The sequence below is a fragment of the Pseudoxanthomonas sp. SORGH_AS_0997 genome, assembly GCF_031453535.1.
GTDB lineage: Bacteria > Pseudomonadota > Gammaproteobacteria > Xanthomonadales > Xanthomonadaceae > Pseudoxanthomonas_A > Pseudoxanthomonas_A winnipegensis.
Window position 1 is genome coordinate 3,752,129 of record NZ_JAVIZI010000001.1, and the last position, 16,960, is coordinate 3,769,088.

A 16,960-nucleotide genomic window follows, 5' to 3' on the forward strand; every position below is an offset into this window, starting at 1 on the left:
CGAGTGGCGGGCTCAGTCGATCAGCATCAGCGCGTCCAGGGCGACCAGGCCCTGGCCTTGCGGATACAGCACCACCGGATTGAGGTCGATCTCGGTGACCCGCGGGCTGCCGCGCAGCAACGCGCCCAGCTTCACCACCAGGGCGGCCAGCGCGGCGGTGTCCAGCGCCGGTGCGCCGCGATGGCCGTGCAGCAGGTCGGCGGCCTTGAGCAGGTCCAGCTCGCGCTGCACCGCCGCGGCGGTGAGGTCGGCCGGCAGCAGCCGCACATCGTGCAGGACCTCGGCGGTGACCCCGCCGAAGCCGACCAGGATCACCGGGCCCCACTGCGGGTCCTGGCGCGCGCCGACGATCATCTCCAGCCCGCGCGCGCCCATGGCTTCCACCAGGACGCCGTCCACCGCGACGCCGGGCGCGTGCGTGGCCAGGTTCGCCTGCAGCCGGGCCCAGCCCTGCGCCAGGGCCTGCGCATCGCCCAGGCCCAGGATCACCCCGCCCACATCGCTCTTGTGGCTCAGCTGCGGCGATTGCACCTTCAGCGCGACCGGCCAGCCGATGCGCTCGGCCACTGCCTGCGCCTGCTCCAGCGTGGTGGCCAGTTCGCCTCGGGCGAACGGCACGCCATGCGGGGCGAGCAACGCCTTGGCCTGGTACTCCGGGATCACCCCGCCGTCGACGGGCAGGGACAGTTCGACCGGTGCCGTGGGGTCCTGCGCGAAGTCGCGCTCGGCCAGCGCCGCCAGGTGCTGGATCGCCCGCAGCGCGCGCTCGGTGCTGGGGAAGTATGGGATGCCCAGCGCGCGCAGCTCGGCGATGGATTCCGTCGGCACCTGCGCGCCTTCGTCCAGGCCGGCGAAGATGACCGGGGTGTCCGGGCGCTGCTCGCGCATCGCGCGTAAAACCGGCGGCAGCTTGATCGCGCAGGTCACCGGATCGGTCTGGATCAGGCCCAGCAGGATCGAGGAGAAGCGCGCATCGTCGAACAGCGCCAGCAGCGTGCGCGTGTACAGGTCCGGATCGACCAGACCCTGCGCGGTGAGATCCAGCGGATTGCTGACCGCCACGAACGGCGGCAGCGCCGCACGCAGCGCCGGCGAATCGGCATCGTCGATCGCCGGCAGGGCCAGTTCCAGTTCCTCGCACAGGTCCAGGCACAGCGCCTTGAACGCGCCGGACTCGCCCACGATCGCGGTGCCGGCGGCCGGCAGGCGTGGGCAGCGCAGCGCGATCTCGGCGATGTCGCCCAGTTCCTCCAGCGTCTCGGCCAGCACCACCCCGGCGCGTTCGACCAGGGTGCGCATCACCGCATGGTCGCCGGCCATCGCCCCGGTGTGGGTGGCGGCCGAGGCGCGCGCGGCGCTGCTCTTGCCCGGGTGCAGCAGCACCAGGCGCTTGCCGGCCGCGCGCGCACGCGCGGCCAGGGCCAGCAGCCGGCGCGGCTGGCGGAACTGCTCGGCGATCATCGCGATCACCGGCGTGCCGGCCTGATCGATCAGGAACTCGAGATGGTCCTCCAGATGGCTGGCCGCCTCGTTGCCGGTGGAGATCGCATACGACAGGGGCAGGTCGCGGCTGGCCAGGGTGGTGTTGAGCACCGTCATCATCGCCCCGCTCTGGGAGAGGATGCCGATGGCCGGCTGCGCGCGGTTGCTGGCGGCCTGCGCCTCGGTGATGGCGACCTCGATGAAGGTCAGCGGGATGCGCTGCAGATAGTTGATGCAGCCCAGGCAGTTGGGGCCTTGCACCAGCATGCCGGCCTGCGCGGCGATCTGCGCGATCTGGCGCTGCTGGGCCTGGCCTGCCTCGCCGGCCTCGGCGAAGCCGGCCGAGAAGATCACCACCGCGCCGACCCGGCGCGTGGCCAGCGCGCGCACCGCCTCCAGCACCGCCGGCTGCGGGATCGCCAGCACCGCCACGTCCACCCCCTCGGGCAGCGCCTCGATCGAGGACAGGCACGGCCTGCCCTCGATGTCCGCACGCTTGGGATTGATCAGGTGGATGTCGCCGTCATAACCGTTGCGCAGCAGGTTGCCCAGCACCGAGGCGCCCAGCGCCCCGGGCGTCGGCGAGGCGCCGACGATCGCGATCGAACGCGGCGACAGCAGCCGCTGCACCGGCGTGCGCGCATCGGCGACCGGCATCGGAGTCGTGCTCATGTCCATCGTTACCCTCCCTCGACGATGGCTCAGGCGCGACGCTGCTTGGACAGGTCGTAGGCGCCCAGTCCGGGCTTGTAACTCTTCTCGTCCAGGAACTGCTTGAGGCCTTCCTTGCGGCCGTCGTCATAGCTGTTGGCCGCCTCCTGCGCGCGTACCAGGAAGTCCTCGGCGTTGTCGTAGGTCATCTCGCGCACGCGGCGGATCGCATCCTTGGTGGCCTTCAGCGCGACGGGGTTCTTCTTGCGCAGCGCCTGCGCTACCTCGTCCACGCGCGCCTTCAGCGCGGCGGCGGGCAGGGCCTCGTTGACCAGGCCCCACTCGGCGGCGGTGCGTCCGTCGATCGGCTCGCCCAGCATCGCGTGGTACATCGCGCGGCGGAAGGAGAGCAGCTCGGCGGCGACCTTGGAGGCCCCGCCGCCGGGCAGGATGCCCCAGTTGATCTCCGACAGGCCGAACTTGGCCTCCTCGGCGGCGAAGGCCAGGTCGCAGGCGAACAGCGGGCCGTAGCCGCCGCCGAAGCACCAGCCGTTGACCATCGCGATGGTCGGCTTCTGGTACCAGCGCAGCCGCCGCCACCAGCCGTAGCTCTCGCGCTGGGCCTTGCGCGTGCCGGCCAGGCCGTGCGCCTCGGTGTCGCGGAAGTACTCCTGCAGGTCCATGCCGGCGGTCCAGGCGCTGCCCTCGCCGGTCAGCACCAGCACGCCGACATCGTCGCGGAACTCCAGTTCGTCCAGCACCTCCATCATGCGGCGGTTGAGCGCCGGGCTCATGGCGTTGCGCTTGTCGGGGCGGTTGAACTTCACCCAGGCCACGCCGTCCTCGATGGCGTAGGCGACGGTCTCGTGTTCGGTGTTGCTGCTCATGTGGATACCTTTAGCGGGGGGGAGGATGGGAGTTGCCTTCTCACATCGGGAGAAGGTGCCCCGAAGGGGCGGATGGGAGTTCGGGTGAAGCCTCGTGCGCGCGAGTCCGCGCGTCGCTTTCGCGCCGGGCCCTCACCCCTCTCCCGGTGGGAGAGGGGCTTTCAAGCTCAGAACGGGTACTGCGGCACGGCGTCCTTGACCGTCACCCACTGCCAGTGGGTGTACTGCTCCCAGTCGGCCGGGCCGCCGACGCTGGTGCCGTTGCCCGAGGCGCCGGTGCCACCGAACGGGTTGACCACCTCGTCGGCCACGGTCTGGTCGTTGATGTGCAGCAGGCCGGTATGCAGGCGCTCGCCGATCGCCATCGCGCGCCCGACCGAGGCGGAGATGACGCCGGCCGACAGGCCGTACTCGGTGGCGTTGGCCAGTTCGATGGCGTCCTCGTCGTGGTCGAAGGGGATGATGTTGGCGACCGGGCCGAACACCTCTTCCTCGAACGCACGCATGCCTGGCCTGACGTTGGACAGCACGGTCGGCGCGTAGAACAGGCCCTCGTGCGTGCCGCCGGCCTCGATCACCGCGCCGGCCGCCACCGAGGCGTCGACGATGTCCTTGACGTTCTGCAGCTGGCGCTGGTCGATGATCGGCCCCAGCGCGACCTGGCCGGTGGCCGGGTCGCCGACCGGCAGATCGCGGGCCTTCTCGGCCAGGCGCCGGGTCAGCTCGGCGGCGATGCCGCGCTGGACCAGCACCCGGCCGGTGGCCATGCAGATCTGGCCCTGGTGGAAGTAGGCGCCGAAGGCGATGGCCGAGACCGCCTTGTCCAGGTCGGCATCGTCGAGCACGATCAGCGCGTTCTTGCCGCCCAGCTCCAGCGAGACCTTCTTCAGATGCCGGCCGGCGAGCTCGCCGATCCTGCGGCCGGCGGCGGTGGAGCCGGTGAAGGCGATCATCGGCACGCCCGGCGCCTCGACCAGGGCCTGGCCGGCGTCGGCGCCGCCGGGCAGCACGTGCAGCAGCCCTTCGGGCAGACCGGCGGCGGCGAGCACCTCGGCGATCACGAAGCCGCCGGCATACGGCGTGCGCGGATCGGGCTTGAGCACGACCGCGTTGCCGACCGCCAGCGCCGGGGCCACCGAGCGCAGCGACAGCACCAGCGGGAAGTTGAACGGCGAGATCACGCCGATCACGCCCAGCGGCAGCTGCCGCGCCAGGCTCAGCCGCCCCGGCACGCTGGGCAGCACCTGGCCGGTAGCGTGCAGCGGCATCGCCGCGGCGCGCTGCAGCAGCACGATCGCCTCGCGCACCTCGTGCTCGCCCTTGGCCAGGATGCCGCCGGTCTCGCGTGCGATCAGCGCCGCCGCCGCGGCCGCGTGTTCCTGCAGGATCGCCGCGGCGCGGTGGAAGACCGCGGCACGTTCGCGCGGGGCCGTCGCTGCCCAGCCGCGCTGGGCCGCGCGGGCGCGGGTCACGGCGGCGGTGACCTCGCTCGGGCCGGCCTTGCCGACCGTGTGCAGCGGCTTGCCGGTGCCCGGCTCGATCACCTCGAGCGTCGCGGGCGCGGCGATCCACTGGCCGTCGAACAGCTTGCCTTGCCAGGTGGCGGCGTCGGCCACGGGAGAAGCGGATTGAATGTCCATGATGCGCAGTCCAGGGGAGAAAGAGAGGGGAGTTCAGATCGCGCTGGCGGCCAGGCCGCCATCGACCGGCAGGTTGACGCCGTTGATCCAGCGCGCCGCGTCGGAGGCCAGGAACACGATGGCCTCGGCGACCTCGTCGGCGTAGGCGGGCCGCTTCATCTTGCCGGCGTCGGCCTCGACGCGTTCGGGGCCGAGCATCGTCACGAAATCGCCCAGGATCGGTGTGAACACGGGCCCGGGCGCGACGCTGTTGACGCGCACATCGTGGCGGGCGAACCAGTCCTGCGCGCGCCGCGCGGTCCACACGATCAGCGCCTCCTTGAAGTACTGGTAGCAGGTGGCCTGCGGCACCGGGTGCGCCGCCAGCCAGGCCTCGCCGGCGGCGTAATCGGGCGTCTCGGCCAGCGCGCGGTGCAGGTCCACGCGCTGCGGCCATTCGGCGCCCAGGATCGAGGCGACGTTGATGATGCTGCCGCCCGGCACGATCCGCGGCAGCAGCGCCTGGCTCAGATGGCGCAGGCCCAGATAGTTGACCTTGGCCACCAGTTCGACCGGCGCGGTGCCGGGCACGCCGGCGATGTTGGCCAGCGCATCGATGCGTGCGGGCAGCTTGGCGACCAGGGCATCGATCGCGGCCGGGTCGCCCAGGTCGGCCTGGTGGAAGGCCTCCAGGGTCATGCTGACCGGATTGCGGTCCACGCCGATCACGCGCGCGCCGTGGAAGCGGGCCAGCCGTGCGACTTCGCCGCCGATGCCGGAGGACACGCCGGTGACGACCAGGGTCTTGTTGTGCAGGTGCATGGGAGTGGGGTCCGGATCAGAACACGTGGATGTATTGGAAATTGACGTTGTGACCGGAGGCGGTGTTCTTCACCTCGATCGGCGCATAGAAGGTCGCGTTGAGGATGTTGCGGCGATCGAACTGCCACGACCCGCCCGGGCCGAGATAGAACTGGGTCTGCTTGGTGTCGGCCACGCGCTGGCCGTTGGTCTGGTTGTCGCGCAGCTGCCTGAGGTAGTAGCCGCTGAGGCCGAGCCGGAAGGAGGGGCTCAGCGCGTAGGAGGTGGCGAAGTTCAGCCACGCCGCATCGCCGGCCTTGCCGTTGCGGAACACGAAGCCGGGCACGGGCGGTGGGTTGGAGGCCTTGTCGGCGCGGAAGTTGTAGACGTAGTTCAGACGGCGCGCGCTGATCTCCCACTGCGGGGTCGGCAGCACGGTGAAGGCCCAGTTGGGAACGACCGACCAGGCACCCGAGCTCTGGTTGAGATCGCGATCGCGGTCGAACTTGCCCACCGGCGCGATGGCGTCCAGCTCGAAGCGCTGGGTGAACACCGGCCGGCCACCGCGCATCACCGGCATCATCTGCAGGTAAGGGCCGAAGGTGATATCGCCCAATCCGAATCCATTGTCGCGCAGGCGCACCGGGCTGCTGCCGGCGAAGCCGGCGTCCAGGTTGACCAGCGGAAGCAGCACGGTCAGTCCCAGGCGTCCCTGCCCCAGCGTGTACGGCGTGGCGTAGGCGAACTGGGTCAGCAACAGGCTGGAACGGATGCGGGGATCGCGGAACAACGGCGAATCATCGCCGTCGCTGTCCTTGATCGCATCGAGCTGCGAGTAGCGCGCGTACTGGATGATGCTCAGGCCCGGATCGGTGCGGCCGAAGCCGTCCAGTAAACTGGTGCCGCCGGTGTTGAGACCGCTGGTCAACTGCACGGTCTGCGGTACGGCCTGCGCCCAGGCCGGCGCGGTGGCCAGGGCCAGCGCGGCGGCCAGGGGCCGACGCCAGCGGCCGGATGCGGGGAAACGACAAACGCGAGTGCGAGGACGGTTCACGGCAAGACCTCAGGTCAGGAGCTGAAGGGCCGACGCGGGGAGGACAGCAGGGGGAGGAACAGCGGGCACGGACCGGCCGCGGCGGCAGGTCCATGGCGCGCGGCCACGACCGCGCCGCCTGTGCAGGCGCACGCGGGAGAGTGGAAGTGGACTTCGCGCCGCGCGCGCCTCACAGGCGCGCCGGCGTGGCCGGTCAGTCGAGCGCGGTCAGCGTGTCCAGCGCGCGCAGCAGCGCCCGACTCTGTGTGGCGCCCAGCGCTTGGCTGAAGCGCGACTCCATCTCCAGGATCAGCGTCTCGGCGCGGTTGAGCAGGGTCTTGCCGGCGGCGGTCAGGTGCAGGTGCTGCATGCGCCGGTCCTGCTGTCCGCGCACCTGGCGTAGCAGGCGCCGCTTGACCAGGCGCGCGATCACGATCGCCAGGTTGGGCGGGGAGACGTCGAGCACTTCGGCCAGCTGGCGCTGGTTGACGCCGCTGTTCGCATCCACCAGCACCAGCACCGAGTAATCGACCGGCTTGAGCTCGCAGGCGCTCACGCAGTCCAGGAACATGCGGCGGATACGCAGCTCGGTCCGCGTCAACCGGAAACCGAGCAGACGGGTCAAGCGGGCCTGATCGATCGGTTCGACGGTCTCGCTGTTGCCGAGGGGAGCGGGTGTACTCAAGACCGGCATGGAGGCACGCGGTGGAGGAAGCCACAGCATAACGCAGCGATGGGTCGTGCCCGCGTGCATCGGCCCGGCAGGTCCGATGCGGCCTCATGCGTGCGCTCCGCTGCCGCGCAGCAGCGCGCGATAGGGTCTGGCGGCGACCATCAGGCAGAGGGCGCCGATCGCTGCCGACAGGGTGCAGACCATGCCCAGGGACAGGCCCACGCGGTGTTCGTCGCCGAGGACGTAGTCGGTGCCCGCCGCGACCAGGAACGGGCCCAGGCCGAGTCCGATCAGGTTGACCAGCAGCAGGTAGATCGAGGTCACCTGCCCGCGCAGCCGATTGGGCGTGACGGCCTGCAGGATCGAAGGCGCCAGCGCCACCGGCATGCCCAGGAAGAACGTCGTCAGCGCGATCGCCACCAGCGCGATCGTCGGGCTCGGCGCGAAGGCGAACAGCAGGCTCGTGGCGATCAGCACCAGCGCCCCGGCCAGCGAGATCAGCAGGGCCGCATCGCTGCGCCCGCGCAGCGCCAGCCGGTCGGCGAGGTAGCCGCTGAGCAGCATGCCGCCGATCCCGCAGGTCAGGATGATGACGCCGTAGACCGGGCCGATCTGCCCCGGCGTCCAGCCCCATTGACGGATGAAGGTGGCCGGCAGCCAGGCGGTGATACCGAAGGTGATCATCGCGATCACGCCGTTGGCCAGAAACAGCGCGGCGTACACGCGCAGGTTGCCCCTGAGGTGCGACAGATCCGGCGCGGGAGCGCTGGCCTGCTGTTCGCGCCGGGCCGGCTCGCGCACGGTGAGCATCAGCGCGATCGCCAGCAGGCCCGGCAGGGCGACGATGATGAAGGCCGCCTGCCAGGGCCGGAAGCTGCCCAGCAGCGGCAGCACCACCTCGCTGGCCTGGCTGGTGGCGGCGATCACCATGCCGCCGACGATGAAGGCCGCCGCCGAACCGATATAGACCCCGGCGGTGTACACGCTCATCGCGCGCGCGCGTTTGTGCGGCGGGAAGTAGTCGGCCAGCATCGAGTACGCGGCCGGCGACAGCGAGGCCTCGCCGACGCCGACGAACACGCGTGCCAGGAACAGGGTGAAGAAGCTGGTGACGTAGGCGCCGGCGGCGGTGGCCAGGATCCAGACCACGATGCCGATCACGATCAGGTTGCGGCGATTGCGGCGGTCGGCCACGCGGCCGAGCAGCACCCCGATGAAGGTATAGAACACCGCGAAGGCGAACCCGTGCACGATGCTGAAGGCCGCATCGGACAGCCCCAGGTCGCGCTTGATCGGCTGCACCAGCAGGCCCAGGATCTGGCGATCGACGAAGGACAGCGTATAGGCCAGCAGCAGCACCAGGGTGACGTACCAGGCATAGACCGGCCGGTGCGCGGCGGCGCCGGGCGCGGCGGAAACGATCGGAGCGGGAGCGGCAGCGGTCATCGAATCGGTCTCCGCGCTCAGAAGCGCAAGGTCAGGTACGGGGCGACGTAGAAGTAGTCGCGGCCTTCGCGCGTGCCCTCGCGCAGGAACGCACCGGCGCTGGTGTGATGGACATAGACATCCAGGCTGGCGAAGTCGTTGAAGCGATACTTCACCCACATCACCTTGCGCACGCCGATGTCGCGCGCCTGGTTGGCATCGCCTGGCTGCACCACGCGCCAGCCGGCCGCGTACACCCCGTCGTGCAGGCTCTGGCGCTGCAGCTTGAGCACGTACAGGTCGACCCACAGCTTCTCGCTGGGGCGCAGCACCAGCTCCGGGCCGAAGTAGCGCACGTTGGTGGTCAGCATGCTGCCGTCGAACACCGACGCGCGCGCGTACAGGCCATTGAAGGTGTTGAGCGCGCCATCGCCGGGACGCCTGTCGCCGGAGGAGGCCTCCATGCGCGGGCCGAGCCGCGGCTTCCAGGCCTGGTCGAAGCTGTAGCCGGCGAACAGGGAACCCTGCCAGGCGCGCACGCGCTGCCCGGCGAAATGGCCGCGCTGGCCGATCAACTCCAGGTCGTAGTCCCAGCGTGCGTAGGTGCCGCTGAAGCGGGTCGACAGAGTCTGGCGATGGTCCTCGCCCGTCACGCCGGCATAGCGCCGTCCGTTCTGGTGCGTGTCCAGATAGATCGCTTCCAGCTTCGCCGCGCCCTGCATCCCGGTGTACAGCGGCTTCTCAACGTGCGCGCCCCACAGGCGCTGGGCATCGTCGCTGCGGTCATCGAAGCTGCCCACGCGGGTCTGCACCGGACGCCCCCACAGCAGCCCGCCGCTCAGGCCCGGCCGCTGGTAAAGCACGCGCAGCGCATCGAACGGCATCCGCGAATTGGCCGGATCGCGCGGGTCGAGCAGGCGCTGCCAGGCGTAGGCGATCTGCTGGCGGCCGGCGCGCAGCCGCCAGGTCGGCGCCGCGGCGTCGTCGGACAGTTCGACGAACCCCTGTGCCAGGTCCAGTGCGTTGCGGTCGGTGGCCTGCACCGGCCGCGTCTGCAGTCCGGCGACAGCACTGCTGGCCAGCTCGCCGAACAGTCTCAAGTTGGGCGTGGGTCGATAGTCGGCCCACATACGGAAGCGTTGCTGCCAGTAGCCGTGCGGATCGGTGGCGAAGCGCCCGAAGCCGTTGTTCCGGCGGAAGTCGTACAGCGTGCGGCTCTCGCCACCCAGGCTCAGCCAGCCCGAGCCGACCGGGATGTACTTGAGCCGCTCCCAGCCCGTCCTGGAGACGGCGCCCAGCGCGCTGTAGTCCTCTTCGTAAGGCAACAGCTTGGCCTGCGGACCTGCCGCCTGCGCCGCGCCGGCGGCCAGCACCGCCGCCAAGCCGGAAAGGCGGCGCATGCGCCGTGCCGATGAGACTCGTCTTGCTCCGTCCTGCACTGCCATCGATTCCCTCCCAAGGACCGGATGCCATGTACGACCGACTGCAACGAAGACCGCGCCACCATCCCGGCGAGCGCCGGATGGCAATTTGATTAATTCAAATAAAGGTTACTGACCATAACGATCTTCGCAAGCTGCATTGCAGCATCGCGCGATGCGCGCGCGGTGGTTCGATTCGGTGGCTTATCGAGGTCGCCAGGCGGGAGTGCACCTCGCATGCCGCGAGGGCGACCGGAAACGGGGCGCCGGCATGGCGCCTGCGCGTGAGACGCGCGACGCGAGCGGTTGCTCGGTTGCGGAAGGGGTGATCTGCCGTACGCGCCTTGCGCCCCTGGCCGCAATTGCGGTCGGCGGTGGGCGCGGTACGCGCACGCAAGCCCGGTTCGCCAGCAGTAAGTGCGCCGCGTGGACGACCGCCGCCAGCGTCGGCGGCCAACAGTTCGAGTCCCGAGCTCAGCGCGAAAGAGGACGCGACGCGAAACTGCGCGTGAGCACGCCCGTGCGATCGCGCCGCTCGCCGCGGTCTGTGGGCGAACCGCGCCGCGGCGGCCGCTTCGTCACCAAAGTCGCGTCCCGACAGCGTTGTTCGCTCGGCCATCGGCGCCCGGACCGGCGAGCACAAGGCGATCCAGGTCAGGCCGGCGCCGCACCTTTGGCCCAGCGCACGGTCCGACAGTCACCCGTCGCTGGCAACCCGCGACGCGGTGAACTCCATCGCCGTCACGCCGGCGTCGTCATGCGTATCGAGGCGCACGCGGATCGTGCGCGTCGGCGTGCTGCGCACCCGTTCGAGCACGCCGGAGGACGGCTCGGCGGCATGGAAAAATTTAAGCGGTATGACGCCGGCTCAGTGCGCGGCGCCGGCCGCCTGATGCAGCGTGTCGAGCACCTCGCGCAGCCGACCGACCTCAATCTGGCCCGGCGCCGAGGCGGTGCCGATCATGCCGAAGGTCATGGCCTGGCCGAAGGTCTCGCCGGACAGGCGCGAGACCACGCCCACCGGGCCCATCGACATGGTCAGCAGCGGTCGGTCGCTGGTCTGGCGCAGCTGCCAGGTGGCATCGAGCAGCTTGAGCACATCGCCGGGATTCTGCGGCATCACCGCGATCTTCAGCACGTCCGCGCCGAGGGCCTGCTGCTGGCGCAGGCGGGCGACGATCTCGGCCGTGTCCGGCGTGGCGTGGAAGTCGTGGTTGGACATCACCACGTAGGCGCCCGCCGCGTGCGCGGCGGCGACGATGGCCTGGACCACCGCGCGGTCGCGGAACATCTCCACGTCGTACAGGTCGGCGGCATGGGCCTTGATCAGCGCGGCGTAGAGCTTGCCGTAGTCGGCATCGGCGATCGCGGTGGCGCCGCCCTCGGCCTTGGTGCGGAAGGTCAGGATCACCGGCTTGCCGCCCGCGGCCGCGGCGATCTGCGGGGCCAGCTTGACCAGCGCCTTGGCATCGCTGGCGATGTCCAGGTAGTCGATGCGCCATTCGACCACGTCGGTGTCGGCATTGGCGCCGATGCGCTGGGCCTGGGCCAGCTGCTCGGCCGCGGTCTTGCCGGTGATCGGCACGATGGTCTTCGGCGCGCCCTGGCCGATCTGCACGCCCTTGACGGCGATGATGCGGACGGCGGGCGGGGTGGACGCGTTGGTCATGTCGGCGGCATTGGCGGCGGTGGCGGCGCCGGCCATCAGGGCGAGGGCCAGCAGCATGCGGGCGGCTAGGGTAGTACGGCGGAGCTTCATCTCAAGTCCCTCCCGGGAGCGATGGCGTGCGGTGCGGCGTCTTTCAGAAGGTGATCTTGGCCTGCAGGCCGACGGCCAAGGCGTTGTCGGTCTGGGCGTAGGAGAAGGTGCCGGGGTTGGTGATGTACTGCACATCCGGGCGCAGCATCAGCCACGGATTGACCTGGAAGCTGTAGGACAGCTCGTACAGCTCCTCGGCGCCGGTGAGCGCGAACAGCGGCGAATCGGCCGGCACGCCGGCGGTGGTCAGCGCGGCGCGGCGCGCATCGAGCAGACGGTGGTTGATGTCCGAGCCGACGTAGCCCAGCGCGATGCGGTCCTTGCTGCGCGCGCCCACGCCCTGCCACACCCCGCCGATGGCGTACCAGCGCTTGAGCTGGGCGGTGTCGCTGTCGGAGACCATGTACTCGGCGAAGGCGTTCAGGCCGATGCTCGCGTCGCTGCCCGGCGTGTAGAGCTTCTGCTCGGCCAGCACGTAGGCGCCGTCGCGGCCGGTGACGCTGCTGGTGTCCAGGCCCTTCTTGGGCACGCGCGAGGAGTCGTAATAGCCGCCGAACTTGTACACGCCCGGATACAGCGTACCGGCGCCCGGCTTCCAGGTCAGCTCGACCGGGAACAGCGAGCCGGTGGTGCCCTCGACGAAGGGCCGGAAGGCGTTGCGCTCGATGTTGCCGCCCAGGTTGGGATTGACCTGGAACCAGCCGGCGCGCAGGTTCACCGAGGACGTCAGCTGCTCGGCGAACTCGCCGCCCCAGCGCGCGGTCGGGTAGTTGTACCAGCCGCTGTTGCCGCTCATGGCCAGCGGATGCGCGCAGAAGGCGGCGTTGACGAAGCTGGTGCCGGCGCTGAGCAGGCCGAACTGGTTGCCCATCGCGTAGAAGCCCAGCTTGAAGTACGAGCGGCCGGCGTTGAAGGTCTGGTCGTAGCTGAGCTCGGATAGGCGCGTGTACTGGCCGCCGTAGGCCTCCTGGATCGGGAAGCGGTTGCCCACCAAGTCGGCCGAGGTGCTGCGGCCGCGGCGGTCGTTGAGGGTGAAGCGGAAGGTGCCGCCGTCCCAGCCGGCCAGCTTGCCCATGTCCAGGTCGAAGCCCACCCGCACCTGCTGCGCGTACCGCGCGCCGGTGTCCAGGCCGCCGTCGACCACGCCCATCGCCTCGCCGACGTAGTCGCCGCGCAGGCTGATGCCCTTGTCTACCAGCGCGGCGCGCTCGCCGTTCCAGCCGCCGGTCATGGTGGTCGCATCGAAGCGGTCCTGCGCCTGGGCCAGCAGCGGCGTGGCCAGCAGGGCGAGCGCCAGCGGCGTCAGGGCGCGGGGAAGGGATCGGGAGACGTACGACATGGGGGGATTACCTGTGAATGCGAAGGAATTACGGGTGCGGCGGTCGGGCAGGGACTTCAGCGCGCCACGGCGCGCGGCGCGGACAGGGGCGAGGTGGCCCCGTCCACGGCGGTCACGGTCGCCGTGACGCCCGCGACATCGGCCGTGGCCGGCACGGCGAAGGAGAAGCGTGCCTGGCCCTGGGCGTCGGTGGTCACCAGGGCATCGCCCAGGTAGCGGGCCGCCTCGGTGTCGGCGGCGCGCGGGTTGCCGAAGACTTCCACGCGCTGGACGGTGTTGGCCGTGCCGCGCAGCTGGCCCTGGATCTGCAGGCTGGCGCCGCTGCGGCGGGCCTGTTCGACCACCGGCGCGGCCAGGCCGTCGTTGGGCGCGGGCTGGCAGTGGTCGGTGACGCGCGCGCTGCAGATCTTGGCCAGCTTGGCGGGGTCGCTCTCCACGCCGCCGCCGCGCGAGCCGACGAAGTCGGCATGCTCCAGCCCCGGCACGCCGAACATGATCGCCCCGCGCGCCTGGCCCGGCACGCATGCGCCGCCGGCCTGGCAGCGCTCGATCTTCAGCCCGTTGCCGAAGATCGCGTTGCCGGTGATCCGGTTGGGCCGCGAGACCGGCTGCGGGCGCAGCGCCACGCCGATGCCGTTGCCGGTGATGGTGTTGCCGTCGACCACGTTGTCGCGGCCGGTCAGGCTGACGCCGATGGAATTGCCGGTGAAGGTGTTGGCGGCGATGGTGTTGCGGTTGCCCCAGTTGATCTGCAGGCCGTCGGAGTAGTCCTCGAAGCGGTTGCGCAGCACCAGGTTGTCGTTGCCCCACAGGATCTCGATGCCCTGGGAGGGCTCGGGATTGGCGTCGGTGGAGCGGAACAGGTTGTCGGCCACCAGGTTCCAGGCTGCGCCGCGGGTCAGCTCCAGGCCATCGCCGTTGTCGATGAATTCGTTGCGCACCACGCGGTTGTGCACGGTGGTCGTGGGCGTGGACTGGCCGTTGCCGTCGTCGCCGGTCAGCATCACCCCGGCGCCGCCCTTGTTGGCGACGATGCGGTTGTCGTGCAGCCAGTTGTCGTGGCTGCGGTTGATCAGCACGCCGATGCAGAAGTTGCGCACTTCCAGCCCGGCCAGCTCGACGCCTTGCGTGTCGCGCAGGACCAGGCCCGGCAGGGTCGTGGTGCGCACATTGGTGCCGTACTGGCCCGGCACCGCGCCCGGGCAGGCCTGGGTGCCGGTGCCGGTGACGTAGGCGGCGCCGTCGATGGCCACGTACTGGCCGGACTGCGCGAAGGGCAACCCGACGATGGCCACCGGGCCCTTGATCTCCGGCAGCGGCGCGCGCGGCTTGATCACATAGGGCGCGGCGCCGACCGCGGCGATCTCGATCCGGTAGGTGCCGGGAGCGGCGTTGGCGGTGGTGATCGCCCAGCGCAGCGAGCCCGGGGCCTCGTCATCGTCGTAGCGGTCCACCTTCAGCACCTGGCGCGGGGCCGGATCGGGCTCGGCCTGATGGCCGGCGGCCAGCAGCGGCAGGCAGGCCAGCAGGCCGCTGGCGACAAGGAAGACGGGGCGCATCTGGATCTCCGGCGGTACAGGGGTGTCTGCGCGGGCCGCGCAGCATGCCGCAAGGGCGGGGTGCGCGTGATGCCGCGGCAACGGCCGCCGTCGATCCGGCACCCGCGAGGACAGGTGCACACGCTAGTTTTATCGCAGTGCAGCATTCAAGTTCGATATTCGCTTGATGGTGCGAATATCGGATCATTGGGCTACTACCTTGGTCCAATGGCTGGGCCTCGCGCGCAGGGAATTTTCCCCGATTGAGTGCTTGTGGCGCGCCTGCTTTGCTTCGGATGGGCAGCGGGCTGGCGGGCGGCGGCCGCGCGTTCCTCAATCAGGGCATCCTGCCCTGATTCGGGCGCTCGGCTTCCTGCCTCGCTAGGCGCAGCCACCGCCCGCCGGCCCGCTGCCTCGCGCGTCAAGTCGCATGGCTTCGGTTTGATCGGTCTTCGAGCCCCTCCCTCGTGCACAACTAGATCAGTGACGGGAAATCATCGACTTGAGGCCCCCTCCCTTGCGCGCAGCGCAGGGGAGGGATGGGGAGGGGTCGGGGCTTTACCGGGAAAGCCACAGAAGCAAGAGCAACAGCACCCCACCCCGGCCCTCCCCTTCGCCTGCGGCGAAAGGGAGGGGGCAGAGCGCTTGTGCAATGCCTTCGTTGGAAGAAGTCCTGATCTGCACGCTCGCGGAGCCTCGACCCGGCCGGGCGCGCGGAGAGCGGGCCATGGATGGCCCGCGGCGGCGAGTCCGCCAGGGACGGCGGACCGAGCCGAGGAGCCGTGCCCGGCCGGGTCGAGGCTGGCTGGCGAAGCCCGTGCGCCGGCTTCGCTCTGATGCCATCACCTGATTCGTATCCCCACACTGCGACGAGAACAAAAAACGCCGCCCGGCAGAGCCAAGCGGCGTCGGGATCGACACCGGCAGCCGCGGGCTAGTAGCGTGCGTCGAAGGCGAAGATCGGCTTGCGCTGCTGCCACTGGCCGCGGGTGAAGTCCGGGAAGTCCAGCGTCTGGAAGCCCTGCGCGATGGACTGCTCGGACAGCGGGGTGATCGCGCTCCAGGTCACCGCATCGAAGATGTCGATCGGCATCGGCGCCTGGGCCTTGAGCGCCTCGACGAAGGCGTGCATGACGAACCAGTCCATGCCGCCGTGGCCCGCGCCGGCGGCATCGCCGGCGTACTGCTTCCACAGCGGATGCTCGTACTGGTCCTGGTAGGCCTTGAAGTCCTCCCACTCGTGCGGCGGGCTGCGGCCTTCGATATGGACGCCGTGGTTGAGGTCCATCCACAGCCCCTTGGTGCCCTGCACGCGGAAGCCCAGCGAGTACGGGCGCGGCAGCGAGGTGTCGTGCTGCAGCAGGATGGTCTCGCCGTTGGCGCAGGCCAGGGTCGTGGTGACCACATCGCCCAGCTTGAAGGTGACCTTGGTGCTGGGATGCGTGGTGCCGCCGCTCTTCTCCACCGTGTAGTCGTGCAGGCCGCGCGCCTTGGTGGCGAAGGCATTGATCCGGGTGAAGCGGTTGCCGCGGTTGATGCCGGTGTACATCGCGCACGGGCCGATGCCGTGGCTGGGGTAGAGATCGCCATTGCGCTCGACCGAATGCTCGGTGCGCCAGCGCGCCTCCGACCAGCCCTTCGGCCCGAACTCCACGCCGCTGTCGTAGGGGTGGGCGGGATTGCCGTCGTTGAACTTCACCCCGCGCAGGTCGTGCTGGTAGCCGCCCTGCAGGTGGATCAGCTCGCCGAACAGGCCGGCGCGCACCATCTGCAGGGCCGCCATCACATCGCGCCGGTAGCACACGTTCTCCAGCAGCATGTACGGCGTGCCGGTGCGCAGCTGGGTCTCCAGCACGTCCCAGTGGTCCTGCAGGGTGATGCCGGCGACCACCTCGCAGCCCACCGCCACCTTGGCCTGCATCGCGCCGATGGCCATCGGCGCGTGCCATTCCCACGGCGTGGCGATGATGACCCCGTCCAGCCCGCGCGTCTCGAGCAGGCGCTTCCACGCGTTCACGTCGCCGTCGGCGCCGTACAGCTTCGGCGCCGGCTTGCCGGCCTTGGCGACCATCGCCTGGGCCTGTCCGAGCATGATCGGCTCGATGTCGCACAGCGCCACCACGTCCACATCGTCGCGGCGCAGAAGCTCGGTCAGATGCACCTGGCCGCGCATGCCCGTGCCGATCACGCCCATGCGCAGCCGCCGGCCGCGCGCCCAGGCGGGAGTGGCCGACAACAGGCTGGTGGCCGCCAGCAGGCCGCCTGCGGCGATGAAGTCTCTGCGGTTCATGGATGCGGTGTCCTCTTCATTGGAATGCGATGTGCCGGCACG

Annotated in this window: 12 protein-coding genes; all 12 read right to left on the bottom strand. The window is 70.2% G+C overall.

Going from position 1 to position 16,960, the window contains the following annotated elements:
• Nucleotides 1–12 precede the first annotated feature (12 nt).
• The 12 genes from QE438_RS16380 to QE438_RS16435 all read right to left on the bottom strand — a co-directional run bounded on the left by QE438_RS16380 (nt 13) and on the right by QE438_RS16435 (nt 16,918).
• Complete coding sequence (locus QE438_RS16380) at nt 13–2,154, bottom strand: acetate--CoA ligase family protein (RefSeq protein ID WP_306994100.1); 2,142 nt, start codon at nt 2,152–2,154, stop codon at nt 13–15.
• A gap of 29 nt (nt 2,155–2,183) precedes the next feature.
• Nucleotides 2,184–3,020, bottom strand: coding sequence for a p-hydroxycinnamoyl CoA hydratase/lyase (locus tag QE438_RS16385; RefSeq protein ID WP_306994098.1), 837 nt, complete (start codon nt 3,018–3,020; stop codon nt 2,184–2,186).
• A gap of 167 nt (nt 3,021–3,187) precedes the next feature.
• Entirely contained in the window at nt 3,188–4,660 is a 1,473-nt protein-coding gene (locus QE438_RS16390) for a benzaldehyde dehydrogenase (RefSeq protein ID WP_306994095.1), read from the bottom strand.
• A 33-nt stretch (nt 4,661–4,693) separates the two neighbouring features.
• Nucleotides 4,694–5,461, bottom strand: coding sequence for a coniferyl-alcohol dehydrogenase (locus QE438_RS16395; protein WP_306994093.1), 768 nt, complete (start codon nt 5,459–5,461; stop codon nt 4,694–4,696).
• Between the two features lie 16 nt (nt 5,462–5,477).
• Nucleotides 5,478–6,434, bottom strand: a complete 957-nt coding sequence (locus tag QE438_RS16400) for a transporter (RefSeq protein ID WP_309736368.1) — start codon at nt 6,432–6,434, stop codon at nt 5,478–5,480.
• 253 nt (nt 6,435–6,687) lie between these two features.
• Complete coding sequence (locus QE438_RS16405) at nt 6,688–7,167, bottom strand: MarR family transcriptional regulator (RefSeq protein ID WP_130514778.1); 480 nt, start codon at nt 7,165–7,167, stop codon at nt 6,688–6,690.
• An 84-nt stretch (nt 7,168–7,251) separates the two neighbouring features.
• Nucleotides 7,252–8,592: an MFS transporter gene (locus tag QE438_RS16410; protein ID WP_306994091.1), complete on the bottom strand. Its 1,341-nt coding sequence runs from the start codon at nt 8,590–8,592 to the stop codon at nt 7,252–7,254.
• A gap of 17 nt (nt 8,593–8,609) precedes the next feature.
• Nucleotides 8,610–9,971, bottom strand: a complete 1,362-nt coding sequence (locus QE438_RS16415) for an alginate export family protein (RefSeq protein ID WP_306994089.1) — start codon at nt 9,969–9,971, stop codon at nt 8,610–8,612.
• An 889-nt stretch (nt 9,972–10,860) separates the two neighbouring features.
• Nucleotides 10,861–11,718, bottom strand: a complete 858-nt coding sequence (gene aroD / locus QE438_RS16420; protein ID WP_306994087.1) for a type I 3-dehydroquinate dehydratase — start codon at nt 11,716–11,718, stop codon at nt 10,861–10,863.
• Between the two features lie 76 nt (nt 11,719–11,794).
• Nucleotides 11,795–13,090 (bottom strand): carbohydrate porin, encoded by a 1,296-nt coding sequence (locus QE438_RS16425; RefSeq protein WP_306994085.1) that lies wholly within the window; start codon nt 13,088–13,090, stop codon nt 11,795–11,797.
• A gap of 56 nt (nt 13,091–13,146) precedes the next feature.
• The gene (locus tag QE438_RS16430; protein ID WP_306994083.1) at nt 13,147–14,649 is read right to left on the bottom strand and encodes a NosD domain-containing protein; all 1,503 of its coding nucleotides are present in this window, start codon (nt 14,647–14,649) and stop codon (nt 13,147–13,149) included.
• 913 nt (nt 14,650–15,562) lie between these two features.
• Nucleotides 15,563–16,918, bottom strand: a complete 1,356-nt coding sequence (locus tag QE438_RS16435) for a Gfo/Idh/MocA family oxidoreductase (protein ID WP_130514786.1) — start codon at nt 16,916–16,918, stop codon at nt 15,563–15,565.
• Nucleotides 16,919–16,960 lie beyond the last annotated feature (42 nt).

What these genes read in the sequence shown, in the direction of transcription:
- QE438_RS16380 (WP_306994100.1), bottom strand. Translation starts at nt 2,154, where the DNA reads ATGAGCACGACTCCGATGCCGGTCGCCGATGCGCGCACGCCGGTGCAG.
- QE438_RS16435 (WP_130514786.1), bottom strand. Translation starts at nt 16,918, where the DNA reads ATGAACCGCAGAGACTTCATCGCCGCAGGCGGCCTGCTGGCGGCCACC.
- QE438_RS16390 (WP_306994095.1), bottom strand. Translation starts at nt 4,660, where the DNA reads ATGGACATTCAATCCGCTTCTCCCGTGGCCGACGCCGCCACCTGGCAA.
- QE438_RS16405 (WP_130514778.1), bottom strand. Translation starts at nt 7,167, where the DNA reads ATGCCGGTCTTGAGTACACCCGCTCCCCTCGGCAACAGCGAGACCGTC.
- QE438_RS16430 (WP_306994083.1), bottom strand. Translation starts at nt 14,649, where the DNA reads ATGCGCCCCGTCTTCCTTGTCGCCAGCGGCCTGCTGGCCTGCCTGCCG.
- QE438_RS16425 (WP_306994085.1), bottom strand. Translation starts at nt 13,090, where the DNA reads ATGTCGTACGTCTCCCGATCCCTTCCCCGCGCCCTGACGCCGCTGGCG.
- aroD (WP_306994087.1), bottom strand. Translation starts at nt 11,718, where the DNA reads ATGCTGCTGGCCCTCGCCCTGATGGCCGGCGCCGCCACCGCCGCCAAT.
- QE438_RS16395 (WP_306994093.1), bottom strand. Translation starts at nt 5,461, where the DNA reads ATGCACCTGCACAACAAGACCCTGGTCGTCACCGGCGTGTCCTCCGGC.
- QE438_RS16410 (WP_306994091.1), bottom strand. Translation starts at nt 8,592, where the DNA reads ATGACCGCTGCCGCTCCCGCTCCGATCGTTTCCGCCGCGCCCGGCGCC.
- QE438_RS16415 (WP_306994089.1), bottom strand. Translation starts at nt 9,971, where the DNA reads ATGCGCCGCCTTTCCGGCTTGGCGGCGGTGCTGGCCGCCGGCGCGGCG.
- QE438_RS16385 (WP_306994098.1), bottom strand. Translation starts at nt 3,020, where the DNA reads ATGAGCAGCAACACCGAACACGAGACCGTCGCCTACGCCATCGAGGAC.